General features: G+C 70.3%; 10 protein-coding genes. 7 read left to right on the top strand and 3 right to left on the bottom strand.

Annotated elements, in window-relative coordinates; translation table 11 throughout:
* Positions 1-9: 9 nt before the first annotated feature.
* The gene (locus P3X83_RS01585; protein ID WP_277303412.1) at positions 10-978 is read left to right on the top strand and encodes a YihY/virulence factor BrkB family protein; all 969 of its coding nucleotides are present in this window, start codon (positions 10-12) and stop codon (positions 976-978) included.
* Positions 979-982: 4 nt separating this feature from the next.
* Here the strand turns inward: P3X83_RS01585 and P3X83_RS01580 are convergent, their stop codons facing one another.
* Positions 983-2,296: a D-alanyl-D-alanine carboxypeptidase gene (locus P3X83_RS01580; protein WP_277303411.1), complete on the bottom strand. Its 1,314-nt coding sequence runs from the start codon at positions 2,294-2,296 to the stop codon at positions 983-985.
* 77 nt (positions 2,297-2,373) lie between these two features.
* Between P3X83_RS01580 and P3X83_RS01575 the strand changes: the two genes are divergently transcribed.
* A complete protein-coding gene (locus tag P3X83_RS01575) occupies positions 2,374-2,616 on the top strand; it encodes a hypothetical protein (RefSeq protein ID WP_277303410.1) in 243 nt (80 codons plus the stop codon).
* Here P3X83_RS01575 and P3X83_RS01570 read toward each other — a convergent pair.
* Complete coding sequence (locus P3X83_RS01570; protein WP_277303409.1) at positions 2,582-3,931, bottom strand: peptide ligase PGM1-related protein; 1,350 nt, start codon at positions 3,929-3,931, stop codon at positions 2,582-2,584. The genes P3X83_RS01575 and P3X83_RS01570 overlap by 35 nt on opposite strands.
* 823 nt (positions 3,932-4,754) lie before the next feature.
* Between P3X83_RS01570 and P3X83_RS01565 the strand changes: the two genes are divergently transcribed.
* Positions 4,755-5,990, top strand: coding sequence for an amidohydrolase (locus tag P3X83_RS01565; RefSeq protein ID WP_277303408.1), 1,236 nt, complete (start codon positions 4,755-4,757; stop codon positions 5,988-5,990).
* 39 nt (positions 5,991-6,029) lie between these two features.
* Here P3X83_RS01565 and P3X83_RS01560 read toward each other — a convergent pair whose 3' ends face one another.
* The gene (locus P3X83_RS01560) at positions 6,030-7,910 is read right to left on the bottom strand and encodes a Xaa-Pro dipeptidyl-peptidase (protein ID WP_277303407.1); all 1,881 of its coding nucleotides are present in this window, start codon (positions 7,908-7,910) and stop codon (positions 6,030-6,032) included.
* Between the two features lie 280 nt (positions 7,911-8,190).
* On the opposite strand from P3X83_RS01560, the gene P3X83_RS01555 reads away from it, so the two are divergent.
* From P3X83_RS01555 to P3X83_RS01540, 4 genes are all read left to right on the top strand, one after another.
* Positions 8,191-9,255: a BMP family ABC transporter substrate-binding protein gene (locus P3X83_RS01555; protein ID WP_277303406.1), complete on the top strand. Its 1,065-nt coding sequence runs from the start codon at positions 8,191-8,193 to the stop codon at positions 9,253-9,255.
* Positions 9,256-9,390: 135 nt separating this feature from the next.
* Positions 9,391-10,938: an ABC transporter ATP-binding protein gene (locus P3X83_RS01550; protein ID WP_277303405.1), complete on the top strand. Its 1,548-nt coding sequence runs from the start codon at positions 9,391-9,393 to the stop codon at positions 10,936-10,938.
* Entirely contained in the window at positions 10,935-12,086 is a 1,152-nt protein-coding gene (locus P3X83_RS01545; RefSeq protein ID WP_277303404.1) for an ABC transporter permease, read from the top strand. Before P3X83_RS01550 ends, P3X83_RS01545 begins: the two co-directional genes overlap by 4 nt.
* Complete coding sequence (locus P3X83_RS01540) at positions 12,083-13,387, top strand: ABC transporter permease (RefSeq protein ID WP_277303403.1); 1,305 nt, start codon at positions 12,083-12,085, stop codon at positions 13,385-13,387. Before P3X83_RS01545 ends, P3X83_RS01540 begins: the two co-directional genes overlap by 4 nt.
* Positions 13,388-13,392: the final 5 nt, after the last annotated feature.

Here is a 13,392-nt window from a genome sequence, read left to right as displayed (position 1 = left end):
GCCCCGGATATGGCAAGGGTGGTGGACCGCGCGCTGGCGCGCGTCGCGAAGGGGCGGGAGCGCGGCCGCCGTGTGGTCCGCCGGACGCGCGTCAGGTGGGCCTGGTTCGACCATCTGATCCGCACGTTCCAGCGTTATCAGGTGACCTCGGGAGACCGGCTGGCCGGCGCGGTCACCTACTTCGCGTTCCTGTCCTTCTTCCCGCTCATCGCCCTGGCGTACGCGCTGGTCGGCTATGTCGTGACGGTCAGTCCCGGGGCGCTCGACACGCTGCAGAAGGCCATCGAGGAGCAGCTGCCCGGCCTGGCCGGGCAGCTCAGCCTGACCGAGGTCAGCGAGGCGCGGGTCGGGGCGGGGATCATCGGTCTGCTCGGCCTGCTCTACTCCGGGCTCGGCGCGGTGGACGCGCTGCGGCAGGCGCTGCGCGAGATCTGGCTGACCACCCGGCCGCCGCTGAACTTCTTCGTGGCCAAGCTGCGCGACCTGCTGGCCCTGGTGATGGTCGGGGCGACCCTGCTGGTGTCGGTGGGCGTCGGCGGCGCGGCCACCGGCGCGACGGCGGCGGTGGCGGGCTGGCTGGGCCTGTCGGAGTCTCCGGCGAGCGAGGCCGGGCTGTGGGGGGTCGGCCTGCTGGTGAGCGTGGCCGCCGACACCTTGGTCTTCCTGGTCGTGCTCGGCTGGCTGGCCGAGGCGTCCGCGCCGTTCCGGGTGCTGCTGCGCGGCTCGCTGTTCGGCGCGGTGGGCTTCGGCGTGCTCAAGCAGGTCGCGGCGCTGGTGCTCGGCGGCACGCTGGGCAACCCGGTCTACGGCACGTTCGCGGTCATCGTCGGGCTGCTGGTGTGGATCAACCTGTCGGCCCGGATCGTCCTGTACGCCGCCGCGTGGACGGCCACGGCCGACATGGGGCCCCCTCCCGAGCCGACGCCGCTGCCCAGCACGGAGACCCCCACGACCGGCTCACCCGAACGCTCGGCTTGAGAACTCAGCCTGAGCGCGCCCGGCGGCGGGTCCTGGCTCGCCGCTCCAGCCCGTACAACAGCCAGGCGATGCCGCCCAGCAGACCCGCCCCGGCCACCACGAGCGCGGTGGAGCCTCCGTCGCCGCCGCTCTTCCCGGAGACGGGGGCGGCGGCGGGTGCCGACGCGCTGGCCGCCGGAGCGGCGGCCCGGGGGTCGCCCACCGGCTTGGTGGGCACCACCTCCGGCACCGGATCGACGAGCTGTCCCACCGGGGTGACCTTGCCCCTGGCCGCGAACCCCCAGTCGAGCAGGTCGCCGACCTCGTCCCAGAACGACCCCTCGTGGCGCATGATGGCCACGATGATGGTGTTCTCACCGCGCCGGGCCGCGCCGACGAAGCTGCCCATGGCCTTGGAGGTCCAGCCGTTCTTGATGCCGATCATGCCCCGGTAGCGGCCGAGCAGCCGGTTGTGGTTGGAGATCTCGTAGTACTTGCCCTTGGGGGCGGGGAACTTCGCGATCCTGGTGCTGATGTAGCGGCGGAAGTCGGCGTTGGCCAGCCCGGCGCGGGCGATCAGCGCCAGGTCGTAGGCGGAGCTGCGCTGGCCGGGCTTGTCCAGGCCGCTCGGGGTCTTGGCCACGGTGTCGAGCGCCTGCAGGCGTTTGGCCTCGGCGTTCATGTCGGCCATGGTCGTGCGCAGGCTGCCGTTGGCCTCGGCGAGCGCCATCGCGGCGTCGTTGCCCGATGACATCATCAGCGCCAGGAACAGGTCCTCCACCCGGTATTTGCCCTTGACGTTCAGCCCGACCGCGGTGCCCTCCTGGTTGCAGGCGTTGGCGCTGGGCCGGATCTTGGTGTCCTTGTTCAGCTTGGGGATCAGGGTGAGCGCGGTGAGGGTCTTCAGTGTGCTGGCGGGCAGGTAGTGGCCGTGCGGGTCCTTCGCGGCGAGGACCTGGCCGGTGCCGGCGTCGGCGATGACGAACGACTTCGCCTTGGTCTTCGGCGGGGCCTTCATCCCGGCGGGCATGCCCTGGGGGAGCACGATGCCCCGGCGGCCGAGCAGTTCGCCGCCGATCGGCGTGGAGCCGCTGCCGGCACCGGCGGGGATTTCGACCTCGGCGGCCGTGCCTGCGGCTCCCGCCTCCGCCTCTGTGTCCCCGCCTGTGTCGTGGCCTGTGTCCCCCGCTGGGTCCTCCGCCTGGGCGGGGTCGGGGGTGGCGGGCGCGTCCTGCGGACCCGGCCTGCCGGTGGTCACTGGGGCGCTGCCGGCCATGGCGGGCGCGACGGGCGCGGCCGTGGCCAGCAGCGCGGCGGCGAGCAGAGCACTGGCCGACATCTGGTGTTTTGTCCGCATAGCGATCTCAGCGTAGCTTCGCGCCGAATTTCATGTGACATGACTTCCCAGCGCGCCCGGTGAACTACCTGGTGTGGGGGGAGCTTGATACTGGGCACATGCAAATGTCACGAAGGATCGCCGTATTTCTCCTGGTGGTTGCCGCTTTCATGATCTTTGAGTGGATCAATCTTGGCTTCAACCTGGCCGAGGGGCACGAGACCTCGTTCTACGTCGTCCACGGCATCCTGGCCGGGGTGAACATCCTGATCGCGCTGGCCTTGGGCCTCATCGGATGGCGGGCTCTGCGCCGAGCGCGGTGAGCGTGGCCCTGTGCAGTTCGTTCGCGTGCTCCCTGGAGTCGCCGATGCTGGTGAAGCCGAGTTTGCCGTGCTCGGGCACCGCGCCGAGCATGTGCAGCACGTTTCCGGTGCGGGTGGCCGCGTCGAAGCCCAGCCCGGCGCCTTCGACCAGGCGGATTATCTCGCCCGCCGTCCGGCCGAGCAGGTGCGGCGACGCGCAGTTGTCGGTGGCCGTGTAGTACTTGGGCCGGGGCCCGTCCATCAGCGTGCCGGTGGCCGGGTCGTAGGTGGCGCCGGTGGTGAGCACGGTGGCGCCGTACGGGTGCGTGGTGCCGCCGATCCGCAGGTTGATCTCGCACAGCAGCGCGCCGTAGCCGCCGTCGGTCTTCAGCGCGAAGAAGTCCATGCCGAACAGCCCGACCACGCCGCGCTCGGCGAGCACTCCGGCGATGCGGCGGGCCGATTCGCCCACCTGGTGGCGGTAGCGCTTGCGCGCGGGGAACGTGCAGCCCTTGAAGACGTCGGCGTTGGCGCCGCCGAGGACCTGGTCGTGCGTGGCGATCACGTCGAAGTGACCGCCCGGGGTGATCATGGCCAGCGCGCTTGGGGAGTAGAGCGGGCGGTCCTCGATGAACTCCTCGATCACCGCGCCGCGTTCGGAGATCTTCTGCCCGAACGTCTCCCAGGTCTCCTCGTCCGCCGAGAAGCTGGTCGGCGAATCGGTGAGCGGCAGTCCCGGGATCTTGCGGACCACCGCGTTGCCCAGGCCCGAGTAGCCGTCGTTGAGCTTGACGATCAGCCGGTCGCGCACCTTGAGCAGCCCGGCCGCCTGTTCGGTGGCGGGCAGGGAGTACAGGTCGCCGGTGCCGCGCGGCATCGGGACGCCTGCCTCCTCGCCGACCTCCCGTGACCCGCTCTTGGAGCCCAGGTGGGCCAGGTTCAGCGCGGGGCCGTAGATCGGGACGGCCAGCATGGCGGCGAGCCGCTCCTCGTGCTCGCTGACCACGAACGGCACCAGCCAGGCATCGCTCCCGGCCAGCTCGCGGATCCGGCCGACCAGGTCGCGCCGCCGGACGATGGTGCGGGTCAGCGGCTGGGTGTCCGGCTCGTCGGTGCTGATCAGGTGCAGACGGGCCCGCGCGCCGACGGGATCGTCCAGGAAGCCCAGGTAGTACTCGATGATCTCCTCGTCCACCGGGCGGGAGGACAGGTAGATCACTTCTATCCCGGGTCGTCGCAGGGTCAGCAGGAGGAAGAGGAGGCGCTCCTCGTAGCACGTGACTCCGGTGATGCGGCGTAGCTCATCCTGGGGTAGCGAGAGCGAGGGCACGATCACCAGAGTCCCTTCGCTCGGTTCGAAGATGCTGAGCTTCGCATACTTCTCCGCGAATGGGATATTCGTGATCACAAGCGGAGTAAAGCACGCAATTCTCCTGATGGGATGAGTCGAGGAGGTGCGATGACTAGCACCAGAGGTGACCCCAATGGGGAGGGTCACGCGGGTTTAAACGGAAATTTGTCGTGCAGCGGAGTTGGTGGGACACGGACGGCGCACGGGGCGAGTGGCACACTTGCCGGGCGGCTGGATAGGAGAGGGCTATAGGCGCGTGGTTCATTCGGGTGGTTTTCCGGTCGAGACGGCATGCCGTACGGGCCGTGCACCGGTAGTGCGTTTCGGGTGCACCGGGTGGTATGCCGTTGGTGAGCGGCACGTTCGCCGTGGTCAGAGCGTATTCGTGAGACGGGAGCGGCGCCCTAAGGGGTGCCCCAGCGATGCCTGCCATTTCGCGTGGATTTTCGCGAGAGAGCGCCGTGGCGAGATACAGTCGTGTTATCGCCTACGCGCACGTGGGCTTCACCCATCCCCCGGGCGCGCGAGGGCTCGCACAGCCCGTGCCGGAGCGATCGCGACACCCGACGACCACCCGGCCGGGCACTCGCTTTTACGGGTGGTGCCGCCCCGATCGCCGTATCGGGCGATGGAGCGGAATTCGACATGTCAACGGTCGTGGCCGATCTGGGATGATCTTCTGCGACCCCGGCGGCCCGATGCCACTTGACCCGGCGTCCGGAGACGCCGGGGGCGTGGCGCGTGACAAAGCAGACACGTTGCTCAAGACGTCCACCCAGACGGCGACGCGAGAATGGGACGGTGACCGATGCGAGGACGGGATCTGCGGGGGGAACTCGACGCGTTCCTCGTCCAAGCCGAGCCAGCGCTGATCGACTTCCGGCGTGACCTGCACATGCACCCGGAGCTGGCCTTCGCCGAGTACCGCACGACGAAGCGGATCTCGGAGCGGCTGGAGCGGGCCGGGCTGGTCCACGCCGTGCTGCCCAAGGGGACGGGGCTGGTCTGCGAGGTCGGTAGTGGTGACGGGCCGACGGTGGCGCTGCGCGCGGACATCGACGCGCTCGCGCTGGCCGACGAGAAGGACGTGCCGTACCGCTCCACGGTGCCGGGCAGGTGCCACGCGTGCGGCCACGACGTGCACACCACCATCCTGCTGGGCACCGCGCTCTTCCTGGCCGAGCAGGCCGCCGCCGGGCTGCTGCCCGGCCGGGTACGGATGATCTTCCAGCCGGCCGAGGAGCTGCCGGGCGGCGCCCTTGAGGTGATGGCCTCCGGCGGGATCAGCGGGGTCGACCGGATCTTCGGGCTGCACTGCGACCCCCGGGTCGACGTCGGCCAGGTCGGGCTGCGCACCGGGCCGATCACCTCGGCCTGTGACAAGGTGCGGATCAGGGTGAGCGGCCCCGGCGGCCACACCGCTCGCCCGCACTTGACCGCCGACCTGGTCTTCGGGCTGGCCAAGATCCTCACCGAGCTGCCCGCCGCACTGTCGCGGCGGGTCGATCCGCGCTCGTCGCTCAGCCTGGTCTGGGGCCGCGTGGAGGCCGGTTCGGTGGCCAATGCCATCCCCGACGACGGCGTCGCCGAGGGCACCGTGCGCTGCCTGGACGAATCCGCCTGGCACGGCGCTCCCGAGCTGCTGAAGACCCTGCTGGACTCCGTGGCGGGCGCCTACGGCCTTGAGGCCGAGATGGAGTACACCAGGGGCGTCCCGCCGGTGGTCAACGACGAGGTCAGCGTGCAGATGCTGGCCGAGGCGGCGGATCGGGCGCTGGGCGCGGGCGCCGTCGTGCCGACCGAGCAGAGCCTGGGCGGTGAAGACTTCGGCTGGTATCTGGAGTCGATCCCCGGGGCCTTCGCCCGGCTCGGCGTGCGCAAGCCCGGCTCGGCCGGTCGGCTCGACATCCACCAGGGCACCTTCGACGTGGACGAGACCTGCATCGGCATGGGCGTGCGGTTCATGGCCGCCACCGCGCTGACCGCCCTGTGGGAGGGTGGCCGGCCCGGCAGCGAGACCTACGTCGCGGAAGCCCTGGCCTGACGGCGGGCCGTCAGGCCAGGGCCCCGCCTCACGGCCGGGTCAGAGCTTGGGGCCCGGCCCGGTGACGGGAAGGGTCACCGCGCTCTTGCCCGGCTGCACCTTCACCAGGGTGCCGCCGGGATACCGCAGCGTGTAGTCGTAGTCCGTGGACAGCAGCACCACGCCGATCCGGTGCCCGGCCTTGAAGACGTAGTCCTGCGGCTGGAGGTCCCAGCGGAAGTCGTACGCCTTGCCCGGCTTCACCGCCTCGGTGCGGTCCGGGCGATGGCGGTTGCGCACGTCCAGCCACCCTCGTGTGACGATCTTGAACGGGGCCTCCACCGTGACGTGCTGGCGGGTGATCAGGCAGCCCGGATCGCCCTCCACGCTCTCGCCGTAGCAGTACTGCTGCCCAGTGGTGCGCAGCGCGCCGGTGGCGCGGGTGTCGGTGCCGTAGTCCACGAGCAACGCCGTCAGGTACGGCGAGCGCCCGCCCTCCAGGGACGCCCGCACCTTGATCTCCGGGGTCCCGGAGATCCTGACGTCCCTCTTCAGCGCCGGGGTGAGGTAGGCCAGCCGGTTGCCGTCCGCCGCCTCGGGCGAGGCCGCGAGCTGCTCGGCGGTGCGCGTCCGCTGGTCCACGAACCACTCGCCGGCTCCCGTGGTCTTCAAGGGCACGGAGACCGGACGCGAGCCCGGCAGCGGCCACGACGGTTGCCGTTCCCACTGCCCGGCGGCGATCTCCACGTCGGCCTGCGGCTCCTTCATGATTCCGTTCTTGACGCCGTAGAGCCAGTAGTCGAACCAGGCGTTGAGCTGGCGCAGCCACTCCTCGGTGCGGAAACTGAACGGGTTGGTGTGCGCGCCCTGGGTCAGCCAGATCTTGCGGGGCACGTTCTGCTTGGACAGCGCGTACCACCACTGCGCGGCCTGCTTGGTCTTGACGTTCCAGTCGTTGAGCCCGTGCACCAGGAAGACGCTGGCCCTGACCTTGCGGACGTCGTTCAGGTAGTTGCGGGAGTCCCAGAAGCGGCTGTAGTCACCGGTGACCCGGTCCTGGTCGGTCTCTATCCGGTCCATCAGCGCGCCGCACGCCTCTTGCGCGTTCTGCCTGGTCAGCACCACGCGGGCGAGCACGTCCGCGTCCTCTCCCTGGTAGCCGCCGGGGGCGAGCACGCCGCCGTTGGCCCGGTAGTAGTCGTACCAGGAGGAGATCGCGGCGATCGGCACGATCGTCTTCAGCCCGGGGACGCCGGTCGAGGCGACCGCGTTGGGCAGTGTGCCGTTGTACGACACGCCGATCATGCCGACGTTGCCCGTGGACCAGTCGGCGCGAACCGGGTTCCCGTTCGCGTCGAATCCCCGGGCCCGGCCGTTCAGCCAGTCCACGGCGGCCTTCGGGCCGAGCGTCTCGTTGCGGTCGCCCGTGGTCGGGCAGCCGGTGGCCCGGCCGCTGCCGAGGTTCTCCACCAGTGCGATCGCGTAGCCGCGAGGCACGAAGTAGTTGTCGTAGTAGCCGTCGAACGCGACGGCCTGAGCGGCGCCGATGCCCTTCAGGGCGTCGGCCCGGCCCCTGGCGATCAGCCCGGAGACCTTACCTCCGGTGTCGCCGTCGATGTCCACATTGTGGTTCGGCACGTCGTTCAGGGGGGCGTAGTACGGGCTCGCCTCCATGATGACGGGCACCTTGAGTCCCTGCTCGGTCTCCTTGGGCCGCATGATGTCCACGGCGACGCGGTCCGCCTTGCCGTCGCTGTCGCTGTCCACGCCCGCGACCTCGACGTACACGGTCTGGGTGATGGCGTCCGCGCGGGAGAAGACGGGTTGGGTCATACCGTTGACCACACTGATCGCCGGTGTCGCGGCGTTGACGGCGGGCGCCAGCGCGCCCGTGAGTAACAAGGCCGTCGGTACGGCCAGTAGTGCCTTCCAGCTACGCATGAGTGCTCCTGGGTTCTCCTGGGTCTCTGCTCATTCGGCTGACCGGTGATGCGCGTGGGCTTTCCACGACTGTGAGAAATGTCCTGCGAGATCCCGTCAAAGGCAAGATCTCCCTTAGGGTCACAGTCCCGCTTGAGGTCGATAACGGAGCGGTTGCGTTGCTGTTCGCGCCTTCTGCCTGCGGTAACCGCTGAACTATGTTCCGTTCAGGGTTGCCGTGCGGATCGCCGGGTGTGCGGCGGACGGACGGCGGGGAATTTGGAGGATCCTCTTGCTCCGCATGAACATCGGCAAGCTGGCTCTGGGCGCGCTGGCCGGCGGCCTGCTCATGGCCACCGCGGCCTGTGGCGGCGGCGGGAACAACGCCGCGACCACGGCCCCATCCGGTTCCGAGTCCGCTACCGAGGCCGCGAAACCGGCCCTGAAGGTAGGGCTGGCGTTCGACGTCGGCGGACGAGGGGACAAGTCGTTCAACGACTCCGCCTATGCCGGCCTCGAACGCGCGAAGAGCGAGCTGAGCGTGGAGATCAAGGAGCTGAGCCCGCAGGGCGACGGCTCCAACCGCGGCGAGCTGCTGCGGCAGCTCGCGGGCGCGGGCTTCAACCCGATCATCGGCGTCGGCTTCGCCTACGCCCCGGACGTGCAGAAGGTCGCCGCGGAGTATCCCGACGTCCAGTTCGCCATCGTGGACTCGATCTCCAACGGCCCCAACGTCACCGGCCTGACCTTCGCCGAGCACGAGGGCTCCTACCTTGCCGGCGTGGCCGCCGCGCTGAAGTCGAAGTCCGGGCACATCGGCTTCGTCGGCGGCGTGGAGAGCGACCTGATCAGGAAGTTCGAGGCCGGCTACAAGGCGGGCGCCGAGGCCACCAAGCCCGGCATCAAGATCGACACCAAGTACCTCACCCCCGAGGGCGACTTCACCGGCTTCAAGGCCCCGGACAAGGGCAAGACCGCCGGCGCGAAGATGTACGAGGAGGGCGCGGACATCGTCTACGCCGCCGCGGGCGACTCGGGGCTCGGCGTCTTCCAGGCGGCGGTGGCGGCGGGCGCCGGCAAGTGGGCCATCGGGGTGGACTCCGACCAGGCCCAGACCGTGAAGGACCCGGCGCTCACCAAGATCATCATGACGTCGATGATCAAGCGGGTGGACAACGGCGTCTTCGAGTTCGTCAAGTCCGTCCAGGGCGGCGCCAAGGGCGGCCAGACGGTCGCCTACGACCTGAAACTGGACGGCGTCGGGCTGGCCACCACCGGTGACCACATCTCCGACGTCCAGGCCAAGGTGGACGAGGCCAAGGAGAAGATCATCGGCGGCGAGATCAAGGTTCCGGACAAGCCGTGAGATCCGTCCCGCTCGAATCCGGGTATTTCGAGCGGGAAGGCGTATGAGAGCCCGGGGAGCCGACCGGCGTGCTCAGCTTCCCGGGCTTCGCGCTACCCCGGGCCGGCGACCCAACAGGTTCCTGGAGATTGCACTGTGACCAGCTCCGACACCCTGGCCCCCGTACGGCCCCCGGCCGTCGAGCTTGAGGGCATCACGAAACGATTTCCCGGCGTCGTGGCCAACCACGACATCCGGGTCACCATCGAGCCCGGCACCGTGCACGCCATCGTGGGCGAGAACGGCGCCGGCAAGTCCACCCTGATGAAGATCCTGTACGGCATGCAGCGCCCCGACGAGGGCCACATCCGTGTCAACGGCGCCGACGTGGTGTTCCGCACCCCGAGCGACGCCATCGGCGCCGGCATCGGCATGGTCCACCAGCACTTCATGCTGGCCGACAACCTGACGGTGCTGGAGAACATCGTGCTCGGCGCCGAGCCGTCCAGGTTCGGCCGCCTGAACCGCGCCGCCGCCCGCGCCCGCATCCTGGAACTGGCCGAAGGCCACGGCCTGCGCGTAGACCCCGACCGGCCGGTCGAGGAACTGGGCGTCGGCGACCGGCAGCGGGTGGAGATCCTCAAGGTCCTCTACCGAGGCGCGCGGATCCTCATCCTGGACGAGCCCACCGCCGTGCTGGTGCCGCAGGAGGTCGAGGAGCTCTTCGCCAACCTGCGCGAACTCGTCGCCGACGGCCTGACCGTGATCTTCATCTCGCACAAGCTGGGCGAGGTGCTCGACATCGCCGACGCGATCACCGTGATCCGCCTGGGCACCACCGTGGCCAGCGTCCTGCCCGGCGACGTCACGGCCAGGCGGCTCGCCGAGCTGATGGTCGGCAGCGAGCTGCCCACTCCCGAGACGCGCGACTCCACGGTCACCGAGACCGTCGCGCTGCGGGTGACCGGGCTGACCGTCGCCGAGCGCGACGGCCGCAACCCGCTCGACCACGTCTCCTTCGAGATCCACGAAGGAGAGATCCTCGGCATCGCCGGGGTCGAGGGCAACGGCCAGTCCGAGCTGATCGAGGCGATCATGGGCATCCGCCCGGCGGAGGGCTCGATCACGCTCGGCGAGCACGACATCGGCGGCTGGCCGACCAGCAGGCGCAGAGCCGCCGGGATCGGCTACATCCCCGAGGACCGCCACCGCCAGGGCCTGCTCCTTGAGGCGTCGCTGTGGGAGAACCGCGTGCTCGGCCACCAGACGGTGGCCCCCGCCCGCAAGGGCATCTGGATCAACCGGCGGGCCGCCCGCGCCGACACCGCGCGGATCGTGCGGCGCTACGACGTGCGCACCCCCGGCGTGGACACCCTCGCCCTCGCGCTGTCCGGGGGCAACCAGCAGAAGCTCATCGTCGGGCGGGAGATGAGCGGCGACCCCAAACTGCTGATCGCCGCCCATCCGACCCGTGGCGTCGACGTCGGCGCCCAGGCGGCGATCTGGGACCACCTGCGCGAGGCGCGGGCCGCCGGGCTCGCCGTCCTGCTGGTCTCGGCCGACCTGGAGGAGCTGATCGGCCTGTCCGACACGCTGTGCGTCATCTACCGAGGGCGTCTGGTCGCCCGGCTCGACCCCGGCAGCGTGACCCCCGAACAGCTCGGCGGCCACATGACCGGCGCCATCGAAAGGGACGAGACGTGAAGGCGGCGGTGTTGCAGCGGGTGCTGCTGACCGCGGCAGGCGTGGTCGTGGCCGTGCTGGTCGCGATCGGCATCTCCAGCGTGGCCATCGCCGTGGCCGGGGCCGACCCGACCACCGCGCTGACCGCGATGTTCGACTTCGGCACCCGCCCGACCGACGTGGCGGACGGCGTCGCGTTCTGGCTGAACCGGTCGGTCGCGCTGTTCATCGCGGGCCTCGCGGTGGCCATCGGCTTCCGGATGAACCTCTTCAACATCGGCGTCGAGGGGCAGTACCGGATGGCCGCCCTGGTGTCGGCCTTCGTCGGCGGCCAGCTCATGCTGCCCGCGCCGATCCACCTCACCGTGATCATCGTGGTGGCGATGGTGGTCGGCGGCCTCTACGCGTTGATCCCCGCGCTGCTCAAGGTCTACCGAGGGGTCAACGAGGTCATCTCCACCATCATGCTCAACTTCGTCGCCGTGGGTGTCGCCGCGTACCTGGTGCGCGGGCCGTTCGGCGGCGAACGGGTCGAGGGCCAGCTCATCGCCTCGACCAGCGAGCTGCCGCAGTCCGCCTGGTTCCCCGACGCGAACTTCCTGCTCACCCTGCTCGGCCTGCCCGCGCCGCGCGGCGGCGGCCTCTACGGGTTCATCCTGATCGCGGCGCTGCTCGGCGTGCTGGTCTGGCTGATCCTCGAACGCACCAGGTTCGGATTCGACGTCAAGGCCAGCGGCCTGAACGGCGGAGCCGCGCTCGCCGCCGGGATCGACCCCCGCCGGATGGTCATCTCCGCCATGGTGCTGTCCGGCGCGGTCGCCGGGCTGATCGGGCTGCCCGAGATGCTCGGCCGCAGCCACGCCTACGGCACCAGCGGCTTCACCGCCGGGCTCGGCTTCCTCGGCATCGCGGTGGCGCTGCTCGGCCGCAACCGGCCCGTCGGAATCGCGCTGGCCGCGCTGCTGTTCGGCTTCCTCGACCGGGCCGCCACGCCCATGCAGTTCGCCGATATCCCACCCTCAGTCATCGCCATCATCCAGGGAATGATCGTGCTCATGGTCGTGATCGTCAACGAGGTCACCAGGCGGATCGCGTTGCGCTGGGAGGAACGCCGGGCCGCGGGCCGTCTCGCCGAGACCCCCTCGGCTCCCGAGGGCGCGGCGGCATGACGGCCACCGCCCCGGTCACCGCCGCGACCGTCCGCCGGGTCCACCGCTACCACCTGGCGCTGATCGGCGTCGCGCTGCTGATCACGCTGCTCTCGCTGGTCCGCCTGCTGACCGGCGACGACGACCTGACCTCCTCCGGCACCTTCGCCGCCGGGCTCGGCTACGCCGTGCCGATCGGCCTCGCCGGACTCGGCGGGCTGTGGGCCGAACGCGCCGGAGTGGTCAACATCGGCCTTGAGGGCATGATGGTCCTCGGCACCTGGTTCGCCGCCTGGGCCGGATACCAGTGGGGTCCCGTCGCCGCGCTGGCCGCCGGGCTGCTCGGCGGCGCGCTCGGCGGGCTGCTGCACGCCGTCGCCACCGTGTCCTTCGGCGTGGACCACATCATCAGCGGCGTGGCCATCAACCTGCTGGGGCCGGGCGTCACCCGGTTCCTGTCCGAGGTCCTCTACGCCGAGGGCACCCCCGCAGCCGAGGCCGGCGCGGGCATCACCTCCTCGCCGTCCATGAAGGGCGTCGCCCCCGACTTCAGCCTGCCGGTGCTGTCCGACGGCCCCGACCTGCTCAAGCGGGTCGAGGAGACGCACTGGTTCCTGACCTCCGACGTCGCCGGAATCCTCGGCGGGCTCACCCGCGACGTCGGCGTACTGACCCTGCTGGCCGTCGCGCTGGTGCCGATCTCCTACCTGCTGCTCTGGCACACCCCCTTCGGCCTGCGGCTGCGCGCCTGCGGCGAGAACCCGCAGGCCGCCGAGTCGCTCGGCGTCAACGTCTACCGCGCCAAGTACGTGGCCACCGTCATCTCCGGCGCGTTCGCCGGGCTCGGCGGCGTGTTCCTGGTGTTCGTCTCGGCCAAGTACGTCGAAGGCCAGACGGCCGGGCGCGGCTTCATCGGCCTCGCCGCGATGATCTTCGGAAACTGGCGGCCCGGCATGCTCGCCGCCGGAGCCTCGCTGTTCGGCTACGCCGACGGCCTCCAGCTCCGCAGCTCCCAGGCCGTCACCGGGCTGTTCCTCTTCGGCGCGCTGCTGCTGCTCTGCTACGCCGCGGTGCGCATCCGGCACAACCTGACGGCGAGCGGCCCCTCGGGAGCCGGAGTCCGCTCCTACACGGTCGTCGCGGTCAGCGCGCTCGCCGCGGTGCTGTTCTTCTGGCTCTGGCTGACCGTCGAGGCGCTGCCCAACGAGTTCGTCTTCATCACCCCGCACGTGCTGACGCTGCTGGTGCTCTCGGTGGCCTCGCAGCGGCTGCGGATGCCGCAGGCGGACGGCGTGCCGTATCGCAGGGGAGAACAGCGGTGAGCATC

Source organism: Spongiactinospora sp. TRM90649 (genome assembly GCF_029382225.1).
In the GTDB taxonomy this organism is placed as follows: domain Bacteria; phylum Actinomycetota; class Actinomycetes; order Streptosporangiales; family Streptosporangiaceae; genus Spongiactinospora.
Note: the sequence above shows the minus strand (reverse complement) of the source record. Positions and strands in the feature narration are given on the sequence as shown.